The 26,940-nt window shown below is 67.7% G+C and carries 16 protein-coding genes and 1 tRNA gene; 13 read left to right on the plus strand and 4 right to left on the minus strand.

Annotation, left to right across the window (positions count from 1 at the left end):
- The 3 genes from AC50YM_RS07390 to AC50YM_RS07400 are packed head-to-tail and all read right to left on the minus strand — an operon-like array spanning nt 1 to nt 5,154.
- Nucleotides 1-2,541, minus strand: coding sequence for a transglutaminase TgpA family protein (locus AC50YM_RS07390; RefSeq protein WP_494956317.1), 2,541 nt, complete (start codon nt 2,539-2,541; stop codon nt 1-3).
- Entirely contained in the window at nt 2,538-4,040 is a 1,503-nt protein-coding gene (locus tag AC50YM_RS07395) for a DUF58 domain-containing protein (RefSeq protein WP_494956318.1), read from the minus strand. Before AC50YM_RS07395 ends, AC50YM_RS07390 begins: the two co-directional genes overlap by 4 nt.
- Before the next feature lie 13 nt (nt 4,041-4,053).
- Nucleotides 4,054-5,154: an AAA family ATPase gene (locus AC50YM_RS07400; protein ID WP_494956319.1), complete on the minus strand. Its 1,101-nt coding sequence runs from the start codon at nt 5,152-5,154 to the stop codon at nt 4,054-4,056.
- A 347-nt stretch (nt 5,155-5,501) separates the two neighbouring features.
- On the opposite strand from AC50YM_RS07400, the gene AC50YM_RS07405 reads away from it, so the two are divergent.
- The 5 genes from AC50YM_RS07405 to AC50YM_RS07425 all read left to right on the plus strand — a co-directional run bounded on the left by AC50YM_RS07405 (nt 5,502) and on the right by AC50YM_RS07425 (nt 11,968).
- Nucleotides 5,502-6,389 (plus strand): TatD family hydrolase, encoded by an 888-nt coding sequence (locus AC50YM_RS07405; protein ID WP_494956320.1) that lies wholly within the window; start codon nt 5,502-5,504, stop codon nt 6,387-6,389.
- 280 nt (nt 6,390-6,669) lie between these two features.
- Nucleotides 6,670-7,854 (plus strand): resuscitation-promoting factor, encoded by a 1,185-nt coding sequence (locus AC50YM_RS07410; protein WP_494956321.1) that lies wholly within the window; start codon nt 6,670-6,672, stop codon nt 7,852-7,854.
- Nucleotides 7,855-8,159: 305 nt separating this feature from the next.
- A complete protein-coding gene (gene rsmA, locus AC50YM_RS07415) occupies nt 8,160-8,999 on the plus strand; it encodes a 16S rRNA (adenine(1518)-N(6)/adenine(1519)-N(6))-dimethyltransferase RsmA (protein ID WP_494956389.1) in 840 nt (279 codons plus the stop codon).
- A gap of 82 nt (nt 9,000-9,081) precedes the next feature.
- Entirely contained in the window at nt 9,082-10,044 is a 963-nt protein-coding gene (locus tag AC50YM_RS07420) for a 4-(cytidine 5'-diphospho)-2-C-methyl-D-erythritol kinase (protein WP_494956322.1), read from the plus strand.
- 94 nt (nt 10,045-10,138) lie between these two features.
- Nucleotides 10,139-11,968 carry an ABC-F family ATP-binding cassette domain-containing protein gene (locus AC50YM_RS07425; RefSeq protein WP_494956323.1) on the plus strand — a complete coding sequence of 610 codons (1,830 nt, stop codon included), beginning with the start codon at nt 10,139-10,141 and terminating at the stop codon, nt 11,966-11,968.
- Between the two features lie 517 nt (nt 11,969-12,485).
- Here the strand turns inward: AC50YM_RS07425 and AC50YM_RS07430 are convergent.
- Nucleotides 12,486-13,085 (minus strand): TetR/AcrR family transcriptional regulator, encoded by a 600-nt coding sequence (locus AC50YM_RS07430; protein WP_494890563.1) that lies wholly within the window; start codon nt 13,083-13,085, stop codon nt 12,486-12,488.
- A 214-nt stretch (nt 13,086-13,299) separates the two neighbouring features.
- On the opposite strand from AC50YM_RS07430, the gene AC50YM_RS07435 reads away from it, so the two are divergent.
- The 8 genes from AC50YM_RS07435 (at nt 13,300) to AC50YM_RS07470 (ending at nt 26,935) form a co-directional block, all read left to right on the plus strand.
- A tRNA-Gln gene (locus tag AC50YM_RS07435) sits at nt 13,300-13,371 on the plus strand.
- Between the two features lie 211 nt (nt 13,372-13,582).
- On the plus strand, nt 13,583-15,073 hold the full coding sequence (glmU, locus tag AC50YM_RS07440) for a bifunctional UDP-N-acetylglucosamine diphosphorylase/glucosamine-1-phosphate N-acetyltransferase GlmU (RefSeq protein ID WP_494956324.1): 1,491 nt from the start codon (nt 13,583-13,585) through the stop codon (nt 15,071-15,073).
- 5 nt (nt 15,074-15,078) lie between these two features.
- A complete protein-coding gene (locus AC50YM_RS07445; RefSeq protein WP_494956325.1) occupies nt 15,079-16,059 on the plus strand; it encodes a ribose-phosphate diphosphokinase in 981 nt (326 codons plus the stop codon).
- 267 nt (nt 16,060-16,326) lie between these two features.
- On the plus strand, nt 16,327-16,929 hold the full coding sequence (locus tag AC50YM_RS07450) for a 50S ribosomal protein L25/general stress protein Ctc (protein ID WP_494956326.1): 603 nt from the start codon (nt 16,327-16,329) through the stop codon (nt 16,927-16,929).
- A 106-nt stretch (nt 16,930-17,035) separates the two neighbouring features.
- Nucleotides 17,036-17,623: an aminoacyl-tRNA hydrolase gene (pth, locus tag AC50YM_RS07455; protein WP_494956327.1), complete on the plus strand. Its 588-nt coding sequence runs from the start codon at nt 17,036-17,038 to the stop codon at nt 17,621-17,623.
- Between the two features lie 238 nt (nt 17,624-17,861).
- The gene (locus AC50YM_RS07460) at nt 17,862-20,603 is read left to right on the plus strand and encodes a helix-turn-helix transcriptional regulator (protein WP_494956328.1); all 2,742 of its coding nucleotides are present in this window, start codon (nt 17,862-17,864) and stop codon (nt 20,601-20,603) included.
- A gap of 55 nt (nt 20,604-20,658) precedes the next feature.
- The gene (locus AC50YM_RS07465) at nt 20,659-23,304 is read left to right on the plus strand and encodes a helix-turn-helix transcriptional regulator (RefSeq protein ID WP_494956329.1); all 2,646 of its coding nucleotides are present in this window, start codon (nt 20,659-20,661) and stop codon (nt 23,302-23,304) included.
- A gap of 895 nt (nt 23,305-24,199) precedes the next feature.
- Complete coding sequence (locus AC50YM_RS07470; protein WP_494956330.1) at nt 24,200-26,935, plus strand: helix-turn-helix transcriptional regulator; 2,736 nt, start codon at nt 24,200-24,202, stop codon at nt 26,933-26,935.
- Nucleotides 26,936-26,940 lie beyond the last annotated feature (5 nt).

Below are 26,940 nucleotides of genomic sequence, written 5' to 3' on the forward strand. Positions count from 1 at the left end.
TCAGCTCCGGCGCAGCCAGTGCCCGCGGCGCAGCCGGCGCAGCACGCCGCGGGCACTGGCCCGCGCCCCGGCGAGGGTGTGCCGGGCGCGCCCGGCTGCCCGGGCGGCGGCGCGGAACGGTGCCGTGGCGGCACGCCGCCAGGCGGCCAGGATGGAAGCCGGGAGCCATGCCGCGCGGAACCGGCTGACCGGCCCGGCGTGGGTGCGCAGCGAGTTGCGGACCGCCGCGATCCGGCCGGCGGAACTGCTGTCGCGGTCAGCGACGCCGTCGTCCTCGGGCCCGGCCGGAGGGCGGCCGTATTGCCGCCGTTCGAAATCCGCGGTCAGTGACCGGACAGCCCCGTGGGCGACCGCGTCCATGCCCCCCGGCTCTCCGAGCGCGCCGGAATGGCGCAGCCGTTCGGAGAAGTGACGGGAGGTCTCGCTGGACCGCGGCGCCACACCGAAATCGGTGGCAAGGTCGCGCAATTCCGCCCAGGCCTGCAAGGCAGCGGACCCGCCGGCCGGGGAATTCAGCCGGCGGCGGCGCAGCGCGCTGCGCGCCAGGTGCGGTGACGCCAGCAGCAGCCCGAGCAGCAGCAGGACGCCGATGCCGGACAGCACGGGCAGCAACCGGCCCGCCGGATCCACCGGAACGGCAGTGCCCGGCAGCGGCAGCGGCGCACCGGAGGGGACCGGCACGGTGGGGCTGGTACTGGGAATGAGGCCATCGTTGTTTTCGTTGGTGCTCACCCCGCCGGATGTGACGGCGTCGGTGGCGTAGGACGGCACCACCCCGCGCGACGGGGTGGGCTCGAAAGGAATCCAGCCCAGGCCCTGAAAATACAGTTCCGGCCAGGCATGGGCGTCACGGGCATCGACCTCATATTCCGGCAGGGCCCCCTGGCCCCCGATCGAGACCGTGGCGCCGGTGGGTCGGCCGGGGGCGTAGCCAACGGCGATGCGGCTGGGAATGCCTTCGAGCCGGGCCATGACGGCCATGGCCGAGGCGAAGTGGATGCAGTATCCGCTCTTCTGGTTCAGGAAGTCTGCCAGCACGGACAGTCCGTTGCCGTCGTAGCCTCCCTGCACCGGTGACTGCAGCGAATAGCTGAACTCGATGGAACGCAGGTACCGCTGGATCGCCATGGCCCGCGCGTACGGGGTGGCGCTGCCCGCGGTCACGGCCTCGGCAGTGGTGCGCACGATCTCCGGGACGTTGTCCGGCGTCCGGGTGAACTGTTCCGGGACGCCCTGCACCGGTCCTGCGGCCTGAGCCAGCAGGTCCGGAGTGAGCTGCGGGGCCACGGAAAGCACAACGTACTGCTGGTTTCGGGAGTTGGAGTCAACCCCCTTGATGCTTAGCGTCGCCGGGTCCCAGCTCCATCGGCCGGTCAGGCCGTTCACGGCCTCCGGGGCGAAGGGAACCGGCAGGTAGGGGCTGGTGAACTGGCCGGTGTCGACCGCGGTGACCACCCGGACTTCTGCGGCGGCGGACTCGAAGCCGGGATCTATCCGGCCCGTACCCAGCCGGCGGGTGCCGTCGCGGTCATCCGGCGCCCAGGTGTCGCCGTTGAAACTGTCCACGGTCACCGAGCGCAGGTAAGGGGTGCTGGCGGCGTTGGTGGCAAAGGTGATCCGGCCGTCCCCCGTGGGGCTGCGCAGGCTGTTGCCCAGGCTGATCATCGGGTTGAGCCCCGTGGCGGGGCCGAAGGGGTTCAGCCGCGAGCCCTGCGGGAAGGTTCCCTGGTCAAATCCCGGGATCACCAGCTGGAGCAACAGAGTGAGGGTCAGGGCCGCGCCACACGTCAGGGCGCCGCGGCGGAACTGGCCCGGATTGCGTGCGGTGTCCGCTCCGGTCCGCGCATCGGGCGCGAACCAGTGGCTGCAGCCGAGGATCAGGAGGTAGCCGGCGGTGGCCACCGCGAAGGCCAGCACCCCGACGCTCTGCGGTTTGATCATGGCGGGAACGATGAGGATGGCCAGGATCCCCAGGCCGCTCGTCGCCGGCAGGGCCAGCGGATAGGCGAGCGCATCGACGAGGATCACCAGCAGCCCGAGGGCAGCGCAGACCAGCAGGACGATCCCCGCATTGGGGGCCACCGGGGCGCTTTCCGCGAGCACAGTCTCACTGGCCCGCCGCAGGAACCGGCCCAGCTGCGTCATGGTGGCCCCGGAGGGAATGAAGCCCAGGATGCTTTGCGGGCGGAAGAACGTGAAGGTCAGAATCAGCACCAGCGCCGCAAACGCACCGGCAGTCACGAAGATACTGCGCCACCGGAGCGCCCGGAGCCCTGCCATGGTGAAGGCCACCGTGAGGACCGTCGAGAGAACGGGGGAGTACCACGCCCATCCCCGCAGCACGCCGTTGAGGCTCAGTGCCGCGCCGGCGACGGCGACCGCCACCGCGAGCGCCATCAGCCACGGCTGCGCGCCGGCCTTGTCCCGGGCCTTCCGCCCGCCCGGGGCAGGGCCCGTGGCAGGAACGGCTGGGCCAGCACCCTCGCCCGGACCGGCCTGGCCTAAGTGAACGCCCGAGCGGCGCTGGGGTGTCAGCGTCATCGCCGGACCCCCGCCCCGCGCCGCACGTCGGCGGCGGCTGCCAGCGGCGCGGTCCCGGCCTCGTCGAACGCCGTCCACGCTGCGGGCAGCGGTGTTGAGGGGGAGACTGCCTCCGCCCGCCAGCCTCCGCGCCGCAGCGCCTCGAGCACATCATCGAGGTCCCGGGCCCGCTCCGTAATGACCAGGGCAAACGCGTTGGCGGCAAAAGCGGCAGCCGGGGACAGTGCCCGGGCCTCGGCCGGCGTGAGGTTGCCGAGGATCGCCACGACCGGCCCCCGCAGCCGGTGGGCGGCCAGCTTGTCCATGAGCCGGTCGTCAAACGGCTGCTGTCCGGCCTCGCCGACGGAGGGGTGACGGCCAGGCGTCCGGGGGGACCCGGGCTCCTTCGGGTCACGGCGGCCCTGGTGTGACCCGGTCAGCTGGATCGCCGCCAGGCTCTCCGCGACGGACTGCAGCCCGGCCGCGCCGGCGTACTCTTCAGCGTCCGGCTCGGGCGCGGACGGTGAATGCTGGAACGCCGGCTCGCCGGCGGCATCGAGGAAACGCAACGCGTAATTCCGCTCGGCGAGATGCGTGCCGATGGACATGGCGGCCGTCACGGCCCACTCGAAGGTGTCGCTCGTCAGGGGCTCGTGGTCCGGGCCCGAGCTGCCGCGGTGGCCGGTTCCGCCGTCATCCGTCCTGCGCGGGCCGGCGCCGTGCAGGGAGCGCGCATTGGCGCCGGCGGCAAAGCCTCCGCGGGTGAAGGCCGAGAACCGCTGGTCCAGGACAATGGTCGCCTCCGGAGTGGTGACGGACTCCTCCTGGCGGACCATCAGCTCCCCGTGCCGTGCCGTCGCCGCCCAGTGCACCCGGCGCATCGGGTCGCCGTGGCGGTACTCCCGGGTCATCACTTCGTCGTCGCTCGGGTTGGCACGGATGCGGGTGGAGGTCACGCCGTCGTGCCCCCGGGCGCCGGCCAGCCCGGTGGCGGGAAGCTCGACGGCGGCGGGTGTCACGGTGAGGAGGTCGCCGTCGTCGATGGCATGGCGGTGCAGGGACAGCCCGAAGGGGTCACTGAACTCGGCGGTGACCGGCCCGATCAGGAACTGCCCGCGCTTGGCAGAGCGCAAATGGTATTCGTAGCGGCTCGTCCCGCCGGTGGCCGAGCGTGCCGGGAACCGGAACACGGGGGATTCCCCGAACCGGGCGGGCAGGCCCTCCTCCATCAGCGCGTGGCCCGAGCCGGTTCCGGTCCTGGCGACGGCCAGGCGGACGGTCGTCGTCGCCGACGTTTCGACGCTGCCGGGGTGGAACTCGCGGTAGACCTGGAAATTCGGCTTGAGCATGCGGGTGCCGGTCAGGGAGAGCAGCGGCAGGACCAACAGCAGGATGGCGAGCGCCAGCAGATCACGGCGTCCCATCACCTGGGCCGCCAGCAGGCAAACCGCTCCGGCGCCCAGCAGTCCCCAGCCGCGGCTGGTGAACAGGTGCCGCGGGATCCGGGAAGTCAGCGCCATGGCCGCGCCACCCCTAGCGGCGGTCCGGCAGTGTGGCGGCCGGTGCCGCGGCCATGTCCGGGCTGACCGGGATCCTGGCCAGGATGCCGCGGATAACGCTCTGGGCGGTTTCGCCGGTGCCCGCCGCCTTGCGGTCCAGAATGATCCGGTGCGCAAGGACGGATTCAGCCACGCTGACGACGTCGTCCGGGAGGACGAAGTCCCGTCCCTCCAGGGCCGCCGTGGCCTTGGCCGCCCGCAGCAGCTGGAGCATCGACCGGGGGCTGGCGCCGAGCCGCAGCATCCCGCTGTCCCGCGTCGCCCGGCCCAGCGACACCGTATATTCCTTGATCGACTGGGAGACGTAGACCTGCCGGACCGTGGCGATCATGGCGGCGACCTCTGCTGCGGTGACGACGGCGGTGATCCTGGTTAGCGGCGACGTCGACTGGTGGGTCTCCAGCATTTCCATCTCGGCCTCCTTGTCCGGATACCCCATCGAGATCCGCGCCATAAAACGGTCGCGCTGAGCCTCCGGGAGCGGGTACGTGCCCTCCATTTCGATCGGGTTCTGCGTGGCCACCACCATAAAGGGCTCGTCCAGCTTGTAGGACGTGCCATCCACGGTCACCTGGTGTTCCTCCATGCACTCCAGCAGGGCCGACTGTGTCTTGGCCGAGGCGCGGTTAATTTCGTCTCCGATGACGATGTTGGCGAACACCGCGCCGGGCCGGAACTGAAAGGTCCTCGAGGCCTGGTTGTAGACAGACACCCCGGTGACGTCGGAGGGGAGCAAATCAGGGGTGAACTGGATTCGGCTCACCGAACAGTCGATGGTCCGGGCCAGAGTCTTCGCGAGCAGGGTCTTGCCGACCCCGGGGACGTCCTCGAGGAGCAAATGGCCCTGGGCCAGCAGCACGGTGAGGGCCAGCTTCGCGGCTTCGGCTTTGCCGTCGATCACGGTGTTGATGGCCGCCAGGATGCGCTCGCTCGCGGAGCGGAACTCCGCCGCGGTCATAGCGGCGGGCGGCTGGGCGGGGCGCCGGGTCGCCGGGAGCCCGGCCATGGCGGAATCTTCCCCGAGGCCCTGGTCCTGGGGGAGAGTGTCGTCTCGGGAGATGCGGTGGTAGTCCATCGGTAGCCTCTCAGCCCTGGTGGGTTCCCGACGTTCCGTTGTCCTGCAGCCGGTGTTGATATCAGAGTACTAACACAACTGCCGGCCCTGACAGAGAGTTCCCGGTAATTCCTGCGCACACAGCCGGCCGCGCTACCCGGCCAGGCTGTCCGGCCGCGCTACCTGGCCCGACTGCCGGCCGCGCCACCCGGCCGCGCTGTCCGGCCCGATAGGCCGGCTAGCGGGACGTGCCGCCCGTCGGGCGGTGGCTCCGCTGCGGGCCACGCCGCAGCCACGAGATGGCGCGGGCAGGTTAAATCCCGGGCCTCCGGTTCAGGCAGACGGGGGACCGCGGTTAAGGTTGACAGATGATCAACCCGCTGACTCCCGTTCCGTTCCGCGCGCCCGGCACTGATGGCACCGGCCGGCAGGGCTACCCGCCGGCACCGGAACCGCTTCCGGTGCCGGTAATGGACAACCACACGCATCTCGATTTCGCCAGCCAGGATCCGAAGGTCAGCATCGCCGACGCCCTCGACGCCGCCGAGTCCGTGGGGGTCCAGGGCGCCGTCCAGGTCGGATGTGACCTCGAATCCTCCAGATTCACCGTGCTGGCCGTGGAGCAGGATCCGCGGCTGCTGGGTGCCGTTGCCCTGCACCCCAATGACGCCCCCGGTTACGCCGCCCGCGGCGAACTGGAGGACGCCCTGGCCGAGATCGAGGCCCTCGCGGCGCACCCGAGAATCCGGGCCATCGGCGAAACCGGGCTGGACTTCTTCCGCACCGAGGGAGAGGGCCTGGCCCATCAGCGCTATTCCTTCCGGCGCCACATCGATATTGCCAAACGCCTTGGGCTGACGCTGCAAATCCATGACCGCGACGCCCACGACGACGTCGTGCAGGTGCTCCGGGAAGAAGGCGCCCCCGAGAAGGTGGTGTTCCACTGTTTCTCCGGCGGGGAGGAGCTGGCCCGGATCTGCAACGCGGCGGGCTGGTACATGTCCTTCGCGGGGACGCTGACCTTCAAAAACGCCGCTAACCTTCGCGCGGCCCTGGCCATCGCGGAGCCGGAACGGATCCTCGTGGAGACCGACGCGCCGTTCCTCACGCCGCACCCGCACCGGGGGCGTCCGAACGCCAGCTACATGGTCCCTTATACCGTCCGGGCGATGGCCGAATTGACTGGATGGGAACTCTCGGAACTGTGTGCCCGGATTGCCGGAAATTCGGTGCAGGCGTACGGATCCTGGGACTGATGTGACAAAAATCGACCCCGCCGCATAGATACCCCGTATGCACGATTTGTTGGCTGCTTTATAACGCTCCGGTTACAGTGGAAAACTATTAGCCGGGGTCGGGGAAGGCCTTCGGATAATTTCACTCCTGCAGGGCGCGCATCGTGGCCAACGAACCATGGGCGCGCTCTCGTTTGTGAGTGTGGCAGTGCACCCAGCTGCCGCGGACATCGCGCGCCCCTGCGGGTGCTGCCTCAGGGCTGTCTGCGGCAGGGATCTGTGCACTTTTCCCCGTGCCCGGATGGTCCAAAAGATACGGGCAATCGTGGTCAAGTTCTTTACATCGGATGGCAAGTTCAGCTTCGTCAAGGTCGGCACACAGTTTGTGGTGCTCGTGGCCCTCGTGCTGGGTCTGGTCGCCTTCGTCGGCAACAACAAGACAGTCACCCTGAACGTGGACGGCAAGGTGAGTTCGGTCCAGACCTTCGGCGGTACCGTCGGCCAGGTCGTGAAGGGCGCCAGCCTTGAACTCCAGTCCTCCGACCGGGTCACGCCTGCCGCTGACTCCCATGTACAGGACGGCTCCGTCATCAACGTCAACCTCGCCAAGGCCGTCACGGTCAGCCTGGACGGCGCGGAGCGCACCATCAGCACCACCGCGCCCACCGTTGAGGGCCTCGTGACGGAACTCGGCGTGGCCGGCGCCTCGGAACTCTCCGTTCCCAAGCACGCGCAGCTCGCGGTTTCCGGTTCCTTCGTCTCCATCTCGACGCCGAAGACCGTAAGCATCGTCGCTGACGGCAAGGCCGACAAGACCACCACGACGGCCGCCAACGTCGCCCAGCTCCTTTCCGACGCCGGCATCGCCCTGGGTACCGGTGACCGCCTCTCGCAGCCGGGCAACGCCCCGGTGGTCAACGACATGGTGATCAAGGTTTCCCGCGTTGACGCCAGCCAGACCGCCGAGTCGACCGAGACCGTGGCCTTCGAAACCCTGACCACCGAGGACGCCGCACTGGCCAAGGGCGAGAAGAAAGTGACCCAGGCAGGGGTGGCCGGCACGCTCAACAAGAGCTTCAGGCTGGTCCTTGTCGACGGCCGCGAAGCCGCCCGCACCCTGGTGTCGCAGTCCGTCAGCACCCAGCCGGTAACCGAAAAGGTCACGGTTGGCACCAAGGAAAAGCCGAAACCGGCAGCCCAGGCCGCCGGAGCCAACACCGGCGCCGGCGCCCCGGCCATGATGAACGAAGCCATGTGGGACAAGATCGCGCAGTGCGAGTCCACCGGCAACTGGTCGATCAACAACGGCAACGGCTACTACGGCGGACTGCAGTTCGACATTCGGACCTGGCTCGGTTCCGGCGGCGGCGCCTACGCCCCGAACGCCAGCCTGGCCACCAAGGCCCAGCAGATCGACATCGCGAACCGCGTTTACGCACAGCGCGGGCTGCAGCCCTGGGGCTGCGGCTGGGCAGCCTCAAGCTAGGCAGCCACGCCAGGCCATCCGTCCCCGTCAAAGGGACCTGAGGGTCGAATTCACTTGTACGGCTTCCGCAGCGGCTGACCACGGCGGCGGAGGCCCCGGCAAGGGGGGGGTCTGGGTTCGACCCCGCCTGGTGCCATGCCCGGCCCGGTTTCCGGACCCGGTCCGGTTCACGGGCCCGGCCTGTGCCATGGCCGGCCCGGGCGCCGGGATAGGATACCTAGGTGACAGAACCGACCCCCTCCGCGCCGGGCAGTACGCCGGCGACTGCCCCTGCCAGCACGCCAGCAAGCGCGCCCCCATCCCTGATGGGCGCCTCCGACATCCGCAGGCTGGCCGAGGAGATCGGGATCCGTCCCACGAAGACCCTCGGCCAGAACTTCGTCATCGACGGAAACACCATCCGCAGAATTGTCGCCGCCGCGGACATCCACCCGGAGGAGACGGTCCTGGAGGTGGGGCCCGGTCTGGGCTCCCTCACCCTCGGGCTGCTGGACGCCGCCCGCTCGGTCGTCGCCGTCGAGATCGATCCGGTCCTCGCCGCCAAGCTTCCCGCCACCGTCGCCCAGTGGCGGCCGGACGCCGTCGAAAATTTCCATCTGGTCCTCGCCGACGCGATGCGGGTCACCGAGCTTCCGGTGGAGCCGACCGCGCTGGTGGCGAATCTGCCCTACAACGTCGCCGTCCCGGTGGTCCTGCACCTGCTGCAGCACTTCCCGAGCCTCCGCCACGGCCTGGTCATGGTCCAGGACGAGGTAGCCGACCGGCTTGCCGCCGGGCCCGGGTCCAAGACCTACGGCGTTCCCTCGGTCAAGGCGGCCTGGTACAGCAGCATGCGCAAAGCCGGGGTGATCGGCATGAACGTCTTCTGGCCCGCGCCCAAGATCCACTCCGGCCTGGTGGCGTTCACCCGGCGGGAAGCACCCGTCACCACGGCCACCCGGGAACAGGTGTTTGCCGTTATCGATGCCGCGTTCGCCCAGCGCCGCAAGACGCTTCGCGCGGCCCTGGCAGGGTGGGCCGGCAGCGCCGCGGAGGCTGAGCGTTGCCTGCGGGCCGCCGGTATTGACCCCACCGCGCGCGGCGAAGTGATCGACATTGCCGACTTTTCCCGGATCGCAGAAGCCCACGAGCAGCCGAATCCTTGAGCCCGGCGGCAGTTACGGAAAACGCGGAGCCGGACCGGCACATTGCTTGGAGCCTGCCCATGCCATGCCATAGCGTGGAGCCATGAACGCAGTGAGAGGGCGCTTTGCCGCGAGGACTGTCCGGGTCAAGGCTCCCGGCAAGGTTAACGTCTCACTTGATGTCGGTCCGCTGCGCCCGGACGGCTACCACTCGGTGGCCAGCGTCTACCTCGCGGTCTCCCTCTATGAAGAAGTCGCCGCCACCAGCACGGACACCGGTGAAATCACCGTCAGTATCAGCCCGGCAAGCACCCTCGACCTCGACGGCGTCGACATCCCCCTGGACGAGAGAAACCTGGCCTACAAGGCCGCCGCCATCATGGCGGATGTCTCGGAGCACTCCACCGGCGTCCACCTCGAGATCACGAAGCGGGTGCCCGTGGCCGGCGGTATGGGCGGCGGCTCGGCCGACGCGGCAGCCACGCTCCTTGCCTGCGACGCGCTGTGGAACAGCGGGCTGTCGCGCGACGAACTCGCCCATCTGGCCGCGGAACTGGGCGCCGACGTGCCGTTCTCCCTGCTGGGCGGAACCGCCGTCGGGCTCGGCCTGGGCGACGAACTTTCCCCGGCCCTCGTCAAGGCCCAGACCGACTGGGTCCTGGTGGCCGCGGACTTCGGCCTGCCCACCCCCGAGGTCTACCGGACCCTGGACCGGCTGCGCGCGGCCGAAGGGGCGGTGGTCGAGGAGCCCGCTGCGGTGGATCCGATGATTCTGCAGGCCCTGCGCAGCGGCGATGCCGATGCCTTGAGCAGGGTGCTGGTCAACGACCTCCAGCGCGCTTCGATTGAGCTGGCCCCCAGCCTCCGGGACACGCTCGGACTCGGTGAATCACTGGGCGCCATCGCCGGCATCGTCTCCGGCTCCGGACCCACCGTGGCGCTGCTGGCCCACAGCCCGGCGGCGGCTGAGGGACTGGCCGAAGACCTCCGGCACCACGGCCTCGATGCCATGGCGGTCCACGGCCCGGTTCACGGCGCGCGCATCATCTCCGATACCCTCCTTTAATAGGATTGTCGTCGTCCGCACGACGTATCAGGCCCGGATCGATCCGGCCTGACCAATTCGCCCGACTTTATTTTCTCCAGGAAAGCAGTTCCCAGTGGCACACCTGCTCGGCGGCGAGAACCTCACGGTCTCGTATGCAACCCGCACCGTCCTCGATGGCATCACCCTCGGCCTTGAAGAGGGCGACCGGATCGGCATGGTCGGCCGCAACGGCGACGGCAAGTCGACCCTTATGCGCCTGCTGGCAATGCGCTCCACCCCGGACACCGGCCGGGTGACCAAGCGCAGCGAGGTCAACATCGGCTACCTTGACCAGAGCGATGTGCTCGACGGCGACCTCACCGTCGGCGCCGCAATCGTCGGTGACCAGGCCGACTATGAATGGGCCCGCAATCCCCAGATCCGCGAGGTCATGGGCGGACTCGTCTCCGACGTCGACTGGCACGCCAACGTGCACGCGCTCTCCGGCGGGCAGAAACGGCGCGTGGCGCTCGCCAAACTGCTGATCGAGGACCACGACGTCATCATGCTCGACGAGCCCACCAACCACCTCGACGTCGAAGGCGTCGCCTGGTTGTCCCGGCACCTGAAGACCCGCTGGCGGCCCAACCAGGGCGCCTTCCTCGTGGTCACCCACGACCGCTGGTTCCTTGATGAAGTCTGCAACAAGACCTGGGAAATCCACGACGGCATCATGGACCCGTTCGACGGCGGCTATGCCGCGTACGTGCTGGCCCGCGCCGAGCGTGACCGCTCTGCTTCCGTGGTGGAAAGCAAGCGCCAGATGCTCGTCAAGAAGGAGCTCGCCTGGCTGCGCCGCGGCGCCCCGGCCCGCACCGCCAAGCCGAAGTTCCGGATCGAGGCAGCCAACGCCCTGATCGCCGACGTCCCCGAGCCGCGTGACTCGACGGCGCTGAGCAAGATGGCCGCTGCCCGGCTCGGCAAGGACGTTCTCGACCTCGAGAACGTCTCCCTCGACTTCCTCGGCGGCGAGCCCGGCCAGAAGCTCTTCGACAACATCACCCTGCGGCTCGCGCCCGGTGAACGGCTGGGCCTGGTCGGCGTCAACGGCGCCGGCAAGACCACCCTGCTGAAGCTCCTCAACGGCCAGATCGAGCCCAGCTCCGGGAAGGTCAAGCGCGGCAAGACGGTCGTCACCGCCGTGCTGTCCCAGGAAGTCAAGGAGCTCGACGACGTTTCGGACCTGCGCGTGATCGAAGTGATCGAGCGGGAGAAGCGTTCCTTCAATGTCGGCGGCAAGGAATTCACCGCCGGACAGCTCGTGGAGCAGCTTGGCTTCACGAACGAGAAGCAGTGGACCCCGGTCAAGGACCTTTCCGGTGGCGAACGCCGTCGCCTCCAGCTCCTGCGCCTGCTGGTGGGGGAACCCAACGTGCTGATGCTCGATGAGCCCACCAACGACCTGGACACCGACACGCTGGCCGCCGTCGAGGACGTGCTGGACGGCTGGCCGGGCACCCTCATCGTCGTCAGCCACGACCGCTACCTGTTGGAGCGCGTCACGGACCACCAGATGGCCCTGCTCGGCGACGGCAAGATCCGTGCCCTGCCGCGAGGCGTGGACCAGTATCTGGAACTGCGCGAAGCGGCTCTGGCCGGGTCAACGATCACCGGTGGCGGCAACCCAGTCATCGCTGCCAGCGGCAGTTCCGCACCAGCCGCGGCCGGCGCCTCGGAGGGCGAAAAGCGGGACGCCCGCAAGGCCAAGAACCGGATCGACCGCCAGCTGGGCAAGCTCAAGCAGCAGGAAGACAAGATCCACGCCCAGATGACCGCCGCAGCCGCGGACGCTTCCGGCGCCGGCAAACTCGGCGAGCTCAACAAAAACCTCAAGGACCTCGCGGTCGAACGCGAAGCCCTCGAGCTCGAGTGGCTTGGAGCCCTCGAAGTCCTCGGCGAGTAGTCCAGCGGACCCGGGGGACATGCCCAGTGTGTTGCAGCACGGCCGGACATGTCCCTCGGTGGCCTCCAATCCCTCAGGACATGTCCCATGGTGGCCTCCAATCCCTCAGGACATGTCCCATGGTGGCCTCCAATCCCTCAGGACATGTCCCATGGAGCAGGCGACGGTTGGACATGTTGGTGTTATGCCCATCCCTTGAGACCAGGGGGGGCATGTCCCGCGGGTCTTCGAGACCGTGGGAGGGCATGTCCCGCGGGTCTTCGAGACCAGGAGAGGGCATGTCCCGCGGGGCGCTGAGTTACTTCGTCGCCGGGCCGGGTTCGTTTGTCCACAGTTCCCGGCCCTGGCTGGACATGTCCCTTGGGCCACTCCGATCCCTGTGCACATGTCCCACGGGGCTGGCGACGGTTGGACATATTGGTGTTATGTCCATTCTCTGAGTCCAGGGGAGGGCATGTCCCTTGGGTGGGGGCTCAGAGCAAGAACGGGCCGGCCGGGCAGCTGGTGCGCACGGGGTCTAGTCGCCGGTGCGGAGTTCGGGGTCTTTTTGGAGGCCGGTGAGGCCGTTCCAGGCGAGGTTGACCAGGTGGGCGGCCACTTCGCGTTTGTCCGGGCTGCGGCTGTCCTGCCACCACTGGCCCGTCATTGCCACCATTCCCACCAGCATCTGCGCGTACATGGCGCCGTCGGCGGACGTGAAGCCGCGGCGGGCGAACTCGTCGGCCAGGATGTACTCCACCCGCGCAGTGACGTGGGAGAGCAGGGTGGAGAAGGCGCCTTCGGGTTGCGTCGGCGGGGCATCGCGCATGAGGATGCGGAATCCCTCGGCGCGGTCCTCGATGTAGCTCAGCAGTGCCAGGGCGGCCCGCTCGACCAGGACACGCGGCTTGGCTTCCTCGGACAGGGCGTCGTTGATGGAGCCCAGCAGGATCCGGAACTCGAATTCGACGACCTGCGTGTACAGGCCTTCCTTCGAGCCGAAGTGCTCATAGATCACCGGTTTCGAGACGCCTGCGGCAGCGGCGATCTCCTCGATCGTGGTCCCGTCCAGTCCGCGGAGCGCGAAGAGCCCCCGGCCAATGCCGATCAGCTGGCTGCGGCGCTGGGGCCCCGTCATCCGGATCCGGGGAACGTAGCCTGCGGGCCGTAGCGGCCTGCCGGCGCGGCTCTCCGCACCTCCGGGCGCCCCTGTGCTGTTGCTCACAGCACCATCATGCCCCAGTTCTCCCACCGGGGCGCGCGGCCGCGCCCTGACTTCGGGGTCGCCGCCCGGGGGCAACGCAGTGTGGCAGAATTGACTCTCGTGCCACAGGCTCACCGCCTTGGTATGGTCCGCCCTGGTGTAATGGCAGCACCCCGGCCTTTGGAGCCGTGGAGTATAGGTTCGAGTCCTATGGGCGGAACAGCTTGGCGTCGAGGCGCCGGAACGGTACCCGGCGGGCGTGGCTCCGTGTGAGTCCAGTAAGATGAATCTGGCGCCGTTACCGGAGTCTTGTCCGGCCCGGCCGCGCGGATCCGGCAACCGCGGTACCGCACCAGTCGGCCCAGCCGCCGGCCACCCAGATCCACCGAACAGCGGCATGAGCTAAGCCACTGAGCAAGGAGAGCCCGTACGTGAGCCCCGAGAAGTCCGGCCCAGCCGCCGTCATCGTCCTAGCTGCAGGTGCCGGTACCCGGATGAAGTCCCGTACCCCCAAGATTCTCCATGAAATCGGTGGCCGCTCCCTCGTGGGCCACGCCCTGCACGCCGCGCGCACGATCCGGCCGCAGGAACTGGCCCTCGTCGTCCGCCACGAACGCGACCTCGTGGCCGCCCACATCGCCGACGTCGACCCGGACGCCCTGATCGTCGACCAGGACGATGTTCCCGGCACCGGCCGCGCCGTCGAAGCCGCCCTCGAGGCACTTGACGCCCGCCACCCCCAGCGGCAGCTCAGCGGAACCGTCGTCGTCACCTACGGCGACGTGCCGCTGCTCACCGGCGAGCTGCTCGGCGAACTTGTCGCCAGCCACGAGGCCGGACACCACGCCGTGACCGTCCTGACGGCCGTCCTCGACGATGCCACCGGCTACGGCCGCATCCTCCGGGCTGCGGACGGTTCGGTCACCGGCATCCGCGAGCACAAGGACGCCACCGACACCGAGCGGGCCATCCGCGAGATCAACTCCGGCATCTACGCCTTCGACGCCGCCGTGCTCCGCGACTCGCTGTCCCACGTCACGACCGACAACGCCCAGGGCGAAAAATACCTCACCGACGTGCTGGGCCTGGCCCGGGCCGCCGGCGGCCACGTCGCCGCCGTCGTTACGGAAGACCGCTGGCAGGTCGAAGGCGCCAACGACAGAGTCCAGCTCTCGGCTCTCGGTGCCGAGCTCAACCGGCGCACCGTCGAGGCCTGGATGCGCGCCGGCGTCACCGTCGTCGACCCGGCAACCACGTGGATCGACGCCACCGTAACCCTCGACGAGGACGTGCGGCTGCTGCCCAATATCCAGCTGCACGGGACGACGACGGTTGCGCGCGACGCCGTCGTGGGCCCCGACACGACCCTGACGGATGTCCGGGTCGGCGAGGGCGCCAAGGTTATCCGAACGCACGGTTCCGGAGCCGTGATCGGGGCCAAAGCGAGCGTCGGGCCGTTCACCTACCTGCGCCCAGGCACCGTCCTCGGCGAGACCGGCAAGATCGGCGCCTTCTACGAAACCAAGAACGTCACCATCGGCCGGGGCTCGAAGCTGTCCCACCTTGGCTACGCGGGCGACGCCGAGATCGGCGAAGACACCAACATCGGCTGCGGCAACATCACTGCGAACTACGACGGCGAGAAGAAGCACCGCACGGTCATCGGCTCGGGCGTCCGTACCGGCTCCAACACCGTTTTCGTCGCGCCCGTCCAGGTCGGTGACGGCGCCTACAGCGGTGCCGGTGCCGTGATCCGGCGCGATGTGCCGCCGGGTGCCCTGGTCCTGTCCCTGGCCCAGCAGCAGAACTCCGAGGGCTGGGTCCTCGCGAACCGCCCCGGCTCGATTTCCGCGTCCCTGGCCCAGGCCGCCGGCGCCACCACAACTTCCTCCAGTACTCCGGCATCCACAGAAGAGGGCTAGCAAATATGAGCGAAATTACGGCACGCGGCGAGAAGAAGCTGGTGCTCGCCGCTGGGCGCGCGCATCCTGAGCTGGCGAAGGAAATCGCCAAGGAGCTCGGAACCGAGCTGCTGCCCTTGGACGCCTACGACTTCGCCAACGGCGAGATTTACGTCCGGGCCGGTGAGAGCGTGCGGGGTACCGACGCTTTCGTCATCCAGGCGCACCCGGCCCCGCTGAACAACTGGCTGATGGAACAGCTCATCATGATCGATTCGCTCAAGCGGGCCTCCGCCAAGCGCATCACCGTCGTGTCGCCGTTCTACCCGTACGCCCGGCAGGACAAGAAGGGCCGCGGCCGCGAGCCCATCTCCGCCCGCCTGATCGCCGACCTGTACAAGACCGCCGGCGCCGACCGCATCATGAGCGTTGACCTGCACACCTCGCAGATCCAGGGCTTCTTCGACGGTCCCGTGGACCACCTGATGGCCATCCCGCTGCTGGCCGAGTACATCCGCACCCGCGTGGCGGCAGACAACATCACGGTGGTCTCCCCGGACACCGGCCGGGTCCGGGTCGCGGAGCAGTGGGCCGAGCGCCTCGGCGGCGCTCCGCTGGCCTTCGTGCACAAGAGCCGCGACCTGACCGTTCCGAACCAGGCCATGTCCAAGACGGTCGTCGGCCAGATCGAGGGCCGCACCTGCGTCCTGATCGATGACATGATCGACACCGGTGGAACTATTTCCGGCGCGGTCCAGGTGCTTATGAACGCCGGCGCCAAGGATGTCATCATCGCCGCAACGCACGCCGTCTTCTCCGACCCGGCGGCCCAGCGGCTGGCGGAATCCGGCGCCCGCGAGGTCGTCGTGACCAACACCCTGCCGATTGACCCCAGCAAGCGTTTCCCGCAGCTCACCGTGCTGTCGATCGCACCGCTGATCGCCCGCGCCATCCGCGAAGTTTTCGACGACGGCTCCGTCACCAGCCTGTTTGACGGCAACGCCTAACCTGCCCAACCCGCGGTTGAGCCTGCTCAACCGTCCGCCAGTGCGGGACCGTTTTCAGAAATCCGGCCCCGCACTGGTAGCCTTGAACCGAAACCTTGGCGAGGGAGAGCACCGGTAATCCGTATTCACGGCTAACCGTTGCTGGTCTCCGTTATCGACTGGGTCTGAATCTCCCTTCGGAAGGGCGGCCCCACGGCCACCCGGCGTTGAAGGTCGCAAACAGACCTCCGCCCTTGCTGATCCACCGCAATCCCACGAGGAGATACCATGGCTGAGCAGAAGCTCGCAGCAGAAGTACGCACCGAATTCGGCAAGGGCTTCGCCCGCCGCGCCCGCATGGAGGGCCTGATCCCGGCCGTCATCTACGGCCACGGCGCCGAGCCGATCCACATCACCCTGCCGTCCAAGGCCACCACCCTGGCTGTCCGCGTTGCCAACGCGCTGCTGACCCTTGACATCAACGGCGAACAGCACCTTGCCCTGGTCAAGGACATCCAGCGCAACCCGATCAAGCAGATCATCGAGCACCTCGACCTCCTGACCGTCCGTTTGGGCGAGAAGGTCACCGTGGACGTTCCCGTACACCTCACCGGCGAGCTGGCCCCCGGCAACGTGTTCAACCAGGAAATGACCACCGTCTCCCTCGAGGCCGAGGCAACCCACCTGCCGACCGCCATTGAGGTCAGCATCGAGGGCCGCACGGCCGGCGAGCACATCCACGCTTCCGACCTGGTTCTGCCCAAGGGCGCCGTCCTGCTGGCCGACGCCGAGGCCCTCGTCGTGCACATCTCCGAGGCCACCGAGGTCTCCGAGGAAGAAGCATCCGCCGACGTCACCGAAGGTTCTTCGGTCGCGGAAGCAACCGCGTAGTTCCCTCGATTTTCGGTGGCCGGGTCCCAGTGGGGCCCGGCCGCCGTCGTCTGCCCAGCCTGCCATCCTGCCGCCCGGGCCGGACTGCCCACCAAAGGACTGATCCATGACTGACACCTGGCTGATCGTAGGCCTCGGGAACCCCGGCGCCGAGTACGCCCACAACCGGCACAACGTCGGACAGATGGTCCTCGACGAACTTGCGGGGCGGATCGGCAGCGGATTCAAGTCCCACAAGTCCCGGTCCCAGGTACTGGAAGGCCGGTTTGGCATTGGCGGACCCCGGGTGGTGCTGGCCAAGCCGCTGGGCTACATGAATGTGTCCGGCGGTCCGGTCTCGGCGCTGGCCAGGTTTTATGACATCGAGCCGGGCCACGTCATCGCCGTGCACGATGAAATCGACATTCCCTTTAATACGGTGAAACTAAAGCTCGGCGGCGGCGAGGGGGGCCACAACGGGCTGCGGGATATCTCCAAGGCCCTCGCAACCAAGGATTACCTGCGGGTGCGGGTCGGCGTCGGCCGCCCGCCCGGCCGGATGGATACCGCGGACTATGTCCTCAAGGATTTCTCCGGACCCGAGAAAAAGGAATTGCCGTTCCTGATCGACAGCGCAGCCGACGCCGTGGAAGCCCTGGTCCGCGACGGCCTGCAGGCAGCCCAGCAAGAGTTCCACCCGGCCAAGGCACCCTAACCGCGCCGAGGGCCTGGTGGCGACACGTCCGCTCCGCGCCAAGATGGTCGTCACAGATCAGCTCCGTCAGCCGCCCGCGTGACGCGCGACGCGCCGCGACCCGCGCCGCCCAATTGTTTTCAAGGTCCCTGAAATGCGGATATGATCGCTCTACTCTCATGTCGGGGGATAGGGATACGCTACTTCTAGGCGGACGGTCTTGGTTTTGCCGCCCGCTAAGCGGTACGAAGGAAACAAGATGTCGAGGGAATCGCTGGGCTGGGGGCATGTTTCCACAACATTGCCACCCGCCGCAGAAGAACCTGCAACCGGACCGCTGGACCGGCACAGGTGGTCTGGTCTCGCGCGCAATGCCGACGCCGACCGGGTCCGCAGCGCCCTGCTCGCGGCGGACCGGATGGGTGTGGTCATCACCGGTGACCGTGGCGTGGGCAAGACCCAGGTAGGCCGCACTGCGATCGCGGGCTTCGGACCCGATGTTTACACCCTTCAGCTCCGCAGCTCGGGTCCGGGCTCGGCGACGCCCTACGGATGCCTGGCATTCACGCTCGCCCGCCTGCCACAGAGTTCCCTGGGATCGCCCACGGCCATCCTGCACGGCATCACCTCCCTGATCCGCGACGACGCCGCCGGACGCCAGTGTGTCATCCTGCTGGACAACGCCGGAGCCTTGGACGAACTGAGCACCGGCGTCCTGCTCAACCTTCTGCAGACCCGAACCGCACGCCTCATCGCCACCGCCCAGCGCACAACCGACCTTCCGCCGGACTTTTACTGGCTCATCACGTCCGGGCAGCTCGCCGAGGTCCGGCTCGCCAATCTCACGGAAGTCGAAACGCTCGAGGTGCTCAAGGCAGCGCTCGGGCGCAGGGTTTCCAGTGCGCTGGCAAGTCAGCTGCACCAGCTCGTCGGCGGCAGCCCGACCTTGCTGCAGGCCGTGGTTGCGGAGCAGATCGAACGAGGCAACCTGGTGCTGTCCGGCTCCGTATGGACTCTGCTGGACGAGGTGGTGCTGGACGGGCGCACCGCGCTGGAAGACATCGTCCGGGCGCGTTATGCCCGGGAAACACCGGTGGCCCGGGAGCTCATCGAGGTGCTTTCCTGCGCACGTACCCTGCCTCTGGCCCGGCTTGCGCGGATGTACAGTCCCGGAGTGATAGCGGACATGGAAGACGCGGGCCAGATTGTCATCGACCGGACCGACCGGCACCAGGTGTCGCTCGGGGACCGCTACCTGGGCGACATCGTCCGCGGCTGGCTCAGTGTGGAACGCCGGCTGGAGCTTCGGGACAAGGTACCGGGCCACCAGCAGGACGAATTGAATGAGCTGACAGTGGAGGACCTGCTGGCCTACGCAGCCTGGACCCACGACTGCGACGCCCCGCTGGCACCCGCCCACGCCGTGGCGGCCGCCGCCGCCGCTGTCAAACTCTTCGACCCGAAGTTCGCGCTCAAGTGCGCTGGCAGCCTGAGCCCTGAGGACCCGGAATGGAGCGAGGGGCAGCTGCAGAAATCTGCCGCCTACCTTCAGCTGGGTCTGCCACTCCAGGCCATGGCGGCCCTGGATGATGTTTCTCCGGCCCAGCTCAGCAGCCTCGGCGCGGAGGCGTACGCCGAGCTGATCGCCGCGAAGGCGGACGGCATGTCGTGGCTCGAGGACCGCACCGGCCAGGTCCCGGAGCTGATCCGGCAGGCCCGGCTGCGGCTCCACGAACTCGGTGAGGCGCGGCCGGCGGCACCGGCGCAGGAGCTGACCCGGGCCGGTCTGTGCCTGGACCTGTGCGAATTCAACTACCTGTCCTTCATCGGTGACTACGAGCCGATGATGGACCAGCTCAGGGCTGCGGCGGCGCCGGACCTGAATGACAACCCGGTACACCGGCTCCGATCCGGCATCATCCTGATGGAAGCCCTTTGCATGACGGGCAAGGAAATCGATGCCCGAAAGCTGATGCGCGACATTGGCGGTCAGCTGGGTGAGTGGTCAAACGTTCCGCGGATCCGCGAAAATTTCGCGTGGCGATCTTTCAACGTGCTGCTGTTGTCCGGACAATGGCGGCAGAGCATCGACATGCTCAAGGACGCCAGCGGCAGGGCAGGCCACGGCCTGCATTCCGGGAGCGCGGCCACCGATCTGGCCGTTGGCCTCGCCTACGTATACGCGGGCCGCGGCTACATGGCCCTCGACCCACTCCTGGCCGCGATTGCGCAGCTCGAAGTCCGGGCGAGCCTGCATTCGCTGCGGCAGGCCTACGCAGCCACCGCCTTTGCCTACGCGCAGACCGGCAACTCCGTGCAGGCCTCCATCTACCTGGACCGGGCACGGTCAGCGGATGGCCCGGCCCGCTTCACGGTCAGCAGCTCCGCGGACTTCTGCATGGACATGGCCTCGCGCTGGCTCGGCGACCCGGAGGCCAAAGACCGGTTGGTGCACACAGCCGAGGAACATTACCGGGCCGGCCGCTATACCCTCGCCGGTATCTTCATGTTCGGTGCAACCGTCAACGGCACCACCAAGGACTTCCAGTTCATGGAAGACATCGCGAACTTGCGGCAAGGGCCACTTGCGGAGCTGTCCCGGACCGTCGCCGTCGGCAGCCGCAGGAAGGATGCTGGCACCATGCTGGAGGCAGCCGCCCAGGCGGCGGCCATGGAGCTGGACGCGGTCCAGGCCCGATGCGCCGCCCTCGCCTTCGATTTTGCGAAGGCTGCGGGTCTGAGCGGTAAGGCCAGCGCCGCCCACGCCATCCTCGAGAGCCTCTCGGACGCCGTGCCTGCCCTGCCGATCATGCCGAGGAACAAGGGGCCGCTGCTCACTGACAGGGAGCGGCAGATTGCCGCCCTTGCCGGCAACGGCGTGTCCAACAAGGACATTGCCCTGTCCATCGGTATTTCGGTGAGAACAGTGGAAGGGCACCTGTACCAGGTCTTCACGAAGCTGGGAGTTTCGTCGCGAAGTGATCTGCTTGGACTTATCTAGGAACGGCACAGCCGCAGCCGACGCGGGAGAAGGATCCGGAATACTGACCGGCCGAATGGAGGACCTGCAGTCGGCAGTGGAGACCATCCAGGGAAGTACCCACGTGGCGGTCCTCCTTCTTGGGGATAGCGGGATCGGGAAATCCACGCTGCTCGAAGCCGTAGTGTCCGAACTGGAGTCAGCGGTCACGCCCATCCGCATCCACGGCAGCCCGTCGCTGGCGAACGTCCCGTACGGCGTTTTGGGTCCTTTCATTGTCGGGCTGCCTGTGCATGAAGCCACCTCGCAGCTGGCGGTACTCAGGACGTTCTGGTCCCGGTTGGAGGAGGAGCGAAGCGCTTCGCAGAAGCCCCTCCTGCTGATCGTTGACGACGCCCACGACCTTGATGAGCCGACCGCCGGGATCCTGGTGGAGCTCGCGGCGGCTGGTTGGGCGAAACTGCTGGTGGCCTCAGCCTCCCGGCCCGGCCTGCCGGAGCCGCTGCTGCAGTTGTGGTTTGAAGGCATTGCGGAACGCCTCGACCTCCGTCCACTGACCCAGCAGCAAACGACCGAGATTTTGGAACAAACGCTGGGACGGCAGGTCCTTCCGTCCGTCGCCGAAATCCTTTGGGAAGCGTCAGAGGGCAACCCGCTGCTGCTCCACGGGCTGATCGACGACGCGCGGCGGGACGGCTCACTGCAGCACCGCAACGGGGTGTGGCTGCTTGCGCGCCCCCTCAACAGCCACGGGGACCGGTTGACCGACCTGGTGCGCCGGCAGTTGCTCCGGCGCTCGCCGGAAGAACGACAGGCACTGAACCTGATCGCCCTGGCCGAGCCGGTGTCACGGGAGTTAATTGAGGCAACGGTGGGCGAGGTCCCGGTGGCCGCCCTGATCGAACACGAGCTGATCAAGGTCACACCCGCACCCCACCCGCAACTGCGGCTGTGGCATTCGATCTACGCCGACACGCTGCGCAACCTGATTTCGCCGGCGCGCAGCCTCCAACTCCGGCAGAGCCTCCTGCAGCTCATGGACAGCGAGCAGACGTCGGCGGAAGGCCTGCTGCGCCAGGTGAGCTGGTCGTTGGAATGCGGCGCAGAGGTAGACGACCGGCAACTGCTGCGGGCGGCCGTCCTGGCCAGCCGGCTCCACCAGGACGAGCTGGCACGCAGGGCGGCCGCACTGGTCAAGGACCCTGAATTGCAGGTGGCTGCGCGCTCCGTAGCGGCCCGGACCTACTTCAACACCTCCGACTATGCCGCCGCCCGTGACATCCTGGAGGCCGACTTCGCCAAGGGACGCAGTGTCGCTGTCCTCCTCACGGGAACGTTGATGTGGGCCGCGGTACAGGCCGCTCTCGGCCGTACGCCGACTGAGATCATGGACCGCGCCGGGGCCCTACTGGAGGCAGGGGACCGCCTGGCCAAGGAAAGCCCGGAAGAAGCCGAGGAGATCCTGGCAGCCGTCCGGGAACGGTACGCCACCCTGCAGGCCATGGTTTTCGCGCTGGCGGGCGAATACCCTGATGATGCCGGCACGGAGGCTGCCACGCCGGCCGGCCCGTCCCGTCCGCCGGCCAACTCCCTTGAGGCAGCGTTCAGGCTTGCCCTGGAATCCGAACGGCTCCTCGTGCAGGGCAAAGCAGTCCAGGCGTTCGCGGCGGCGACCCAAGGCCTGGCAAGTGCGGGCACTGGACACGACGAACTGTATTACCTTGCTGAATTCCTCGTGGCTCGGGCGGCAGCGGCAGCGATTCACAGTGGCGAGTGGGACGCAGCGGAGGCACTGCTGTCCGAGGCCGCCGCCGGGCCCGGACCAACCCTCACCGCCTTCGGCGGGGGAGTCCACGCCGCGCACGGCATCATCCTGACCTACCAGGGCAAGGCTGCCCAGGCCCTGACCACACTTAGTGCGGCGCTGGAGTCACTGCGGCTCGCGGACCCCCAACAGCTCTTCGCCCTGACAGCCTCGATGGCTTTCGCCGCCGCCGCCGAAGTCGGTGCCAAGGATGCGGCCGCGGCGTTCCTTGCCGACTACAACGCAGCCCCCCCGTCGGTATCACGCTACCTGCGCACCCTCTCGAAGATGGCAGTCACCTACGGGAAAGCCCGGCTAGGCAATTACCCAGGTGCCATCGGCGAGCTCCGGACGCTTGGCCGGCCCATTGGCGACGGTTCCACGCCCGGTCTGGAGTTTGACTCGCTGTCCTTCTGCCTCGCGCTGGGAGACCGGGACGCCGCTGCCCGACTGCTGCAGTTGCGGGACGGGCTGGAGGGTCCCCGGGCGGCGGCGATCTGTCGCTATGCGGCTGCGGTCAGCACCGACCTGCCCGCGGATCACCTCGAAGCGGGCAGGAGCTGCGAGGATGCCGAACTCTGGGGCTTCGCCGCCCTTGCCTACGATGCGGCCGCTGCTGGATACCGGCTTGCCGGGGACACGCTGCGGGAGCGGATGGCGATGTCGCAGCGGAAACGGTGCCTGGACCACGCCGACAGTGTCGATGGCCAGGAGCCGGACACCGCGAGCGACTCCCTTGGTTTGCTGACCCGCCGGGAGCGCGACATCGTGGCGCTCGCGGTGCGAGGCCTCAGCGACCGCCAGATCGCCGCCGAACTCCAGGTATCCATTCGGACGGTCGAGGGCCACCTGTACCGCAGCTACGCGAAACTCAACATTAAAGGCCGGGACCAGCTGCCCGGTGTGTCCCCCTCCTAGCTGAAACGGCAGCTGATGTACGCGTCGAGTGGCCAGCCTTCTGCTGGCCCCGCGCGTACATTGTCCCGCCACCCTGCGGAATCAGCGCCCCATCACACCGCCCGAGTGCGTAGCTCCCGGGGTGCGGCAAGTAGGCCCCCAGCCGGACGGGTATGGGGAACGCGTAGCCGGACCGCGCCAGCGTCGGATGCCCGCCGCAGTGGCAAGTACCCTCGATCAGCGTTCCGGCCGGAACCCGCCACGAAGTCGAGTATGGACTACCGGTGCGCCGTTGCCGTCCGGTTCGCTAGATTGTAGTCAGCACCAGGAACTACCCGACAAAGGATTGTGAACGTGGAGCCATCAACGCGGATACGGCCCAGGCCCTCCGCTGAAGCTGCCAGGATCGCCGGTGTGGGGAACGATGGCTCACTCTGGTGCCATAGATACTAATTCCAGTCTGAAATGGTCTCCCGAATGGTTCGCGCTGAGTGCGTGAACCCCCTTGACGGAGCCGACGGCGTCGGAACCTTCTGAGACCGAGGTTCCTCCCCCCAGCCGCCGTCGGCTCCCTAAGCTTCAGTGGCCGCAGTCCTGGCTCGGCCGCCCGCGGGTCGGGCGGCCGTGCCAGGACTGTTTCGCCGGTGAGCAACATTCGTCCGGCACCGGCGGCCCGCCAGGGCTCGCGAAAGCCCCGACGCGCCGGCGTGAAACAGCATCCCGCCGCCTGCGCGGCCCGCCAATCCCCACTACTTGGTTATGGGATATGGGGCCCGTCAAATTCTGAGTACACCTACGTAGCCCAGGGTCCGCTACTGCGGCCGTAATCGAGTAGCGCTTACGCATCCCGAAAATTCACCTTTTCCCTAGGTTGGACATATCGGTAGTCAATACTTTGATTGCGAAGGTCTCTCTCATGTTTCAGCAAGAAGCCGGCCTGTCTGCGGGCAGCGGCAGAACAGATGTGATTTCACCAGCCCACCATCTGGGGAAGGCGTGGCACGAAAAGCACTACACCCGGCACCAGACCGTCGAAGACGTCGTCGCGGCCCTGACCTCGGGATCGGGCTGCGGGGCGGTGATTGTGGGGGAACACGGCGCCGGAAAGTCCTTTATTGCCCAACGGGCACTTGAACAGCTTGGTGACGAGTTCCTGGTAGTGCAGGTCCGGGGCAGTTCCATCTCCTCGAAGCTCCCCTACGGCGCCCTCAGCGTGCTGCTCAACGAACTCGATGCCTCCCACCTCGAGCATCCGCTGATGGTACTGCGCGGCCTGACCCAACTGCTCCATACCCGGGCCCAGGGCCGCAGCGTCGTACTTTTTGTCGACAATGCCCATGACCTGGATGAGCTTTCCACGATGATGGTTGCCCAGCTCTGTGCCGGCGGTCACGTCCTGCTGCTCGCGGCCTGTGTTGACCTTCCCAACCTGGGCAGCGACATCATGGGTCTGTGGAAGGACGACCTTCTACGCCGGGTAGACATCGGCCCCTTTGATTTCAGCGAGACGGCGGACAGCCTGGCCCAGGAGTACGGTGGCCACTTCTCCCACGCGGCGGCGCGCGCCCTCTGGAACGCCAGCGGCGGCAACGCACTCTTCCTGCACTCCCTGGCGCGGGAGCAGATCAAGCTGGGGACGATTGTCCGCCACGAGGATTCCTGGGTTTTGGGGGACCGCCCGGTGGCTCTGGCCGGAGAGATCCGGGATGTGCTGAAGGCACGGCTCAACCGGCTCAGCCCCGGCCAGCGGGATGTGTTTGAGCTCTTGTCGCTTGCCGGAGCACTGCCCCTGCAGACCCTGATGAACGTGTCCAAGGCGCAGGACATCGACACCCTGCAGGAGCGGGCCCTCATCCATGTGAGCCATGAGCATCCGCCCCTGGTGAGCATCGCCAACCCGGTGACTGCCGGAATCGTCGCCAGCGTTGTACCGCCAGGCCGCAGTGCGGAGCTTCGACGCCGGCTCGGGGCCGTGCTCCAGGATCAGGACCTGGACGAATACACCGGTTCCACCGCGGTCGCCTGGGCGTTGGACTGCGGCGAAGAGGTGGATCCGCGGCTTGCCCTGGCAGCCGCCCGCCTTGCGAACAAGGGATCCGATCCGCAGTCCGCGCTGAGGTTCACCAGGGAAATTGCCGGCGGACAGAAGCAGGCGGAAGTGGCCGTCGAATCTGCCAGGGCATTCATCTCCCAGCACAACGACGAAGCAGCCCGCCGCATCCTGACCGACGTTGAACAGCGGGCCGGTGACGCTCTGGCACTGGATGAGTGGGCCTCACTTCAACTGCTGTGGGCGGAGCTGGACAGGCGCAGCCCCGCGGCGGCGGCCGGTGCACTGGCCAGGCTGCAGGAGGTGGAACTGCGACTCGCGATGTCCGGGGACACCGGCCCGGAGCTGGGTGCCGTGGCCGAGCGGGTGCGCCTGGCCTACGCCGAGTTCGCCGTTTTCGAAGGCCGGTACGGCGATGTCCTGCAGATGTTCCAGCAGGCGGACTCCCTTGACCTGAGCAGCGAAGCCACAATCATGGCGGCGAGCCTGCTGTGCGAAGCCAAGGCCGTCAGCGGCGAGATCCTTGGCGCTGTGGGGCTGGGCAGGCAAGTGATTCTCGCCGCTGCCGGCCTGGATCTGTCCGACGCCGCGATCCGCGAAATCAGGGGCCGGTTCCTGCTGCTCCTGCTGCTCTCGGCAAAGTTCCGGGAGGCCGCTGACTTCATTGCGGGCACGTCGGAGGCCTGGGACGAACAGGCCAGGCTTGGCGGCATGTTTGAGATCGGCCAGGGTATCGTCGACCTGCACCGCGGTCAGCTCACCCAGGCCCTGGAGCGGCTGGAGTCCGGGGTCTGGCAGCTCAGCGTGCATGACCCGGATGCCGTCGCCGGCCTCGCCGCCGCAGCCTGCGCCTATGCCTTCGCGATCCAGGGCGATGAGGACAAAGCAGCGGCTTTGCTGATGAACGTCGAGGAGCCGATGCCCCGGGCATCGTGGCTGGTGAACCGGATCACGCGGTACTTCGAGCTGTCCGCCAAGGCGGAGATCGGCCAGAAGACCGAGGCCCTCCGCGCGCTGAAGCTCGAGGCCGACATCGACACCGATGCCTCAGCGCTTGCTACCGGGCTTCAGTTTCTTTCAGCGGTGGCCCGGCTGGGGGACCGTCAGGCCAGCCAGAAACTCAGCGATCTTGCGGGCCAGGTCACGGGGCACTTTGCCGGCCTGTGCTCGCGGCTCGCCGAAGGGCTGAAGGATGCCGACAGTGAGGAATTGCTCGCAACGTCCAAGGAAGCAGACGCGGCCGGCCACGGAATCTTCGCCAGGGACGTCACCAGAAAAGCCGTGAGCTGCGCCAACGACGCCGGGAACCGCATCTCCCTGAGGATGGCCCAGCGGACGCAGCAATCCCTTGAGGACCGGTTCGGGAACCCCAGAAACGGCGTGCTCTCGCTGCTGACCTCGACGCTGACAGCCCGGGAATCCGAGGTGGCGGTGAGGGCTGCTGCCGGTACTTCCAATCGGAAGATCGCCGACGAGATGCACGTTTCGGTCCGCACGGTGGAGGGGCATCTCTACCAGGTGTATGCGAAGCTCCACGTAGCGAGCAGGTCGGAACTCAAAGATGTCATCTCCGGACCAGTGGAACACGCCCGCTTGGGCTGACCGAC

This window comes from Pseudarthrobacter sp. RHLT1-30-1, from assembly GCF_059383415.1.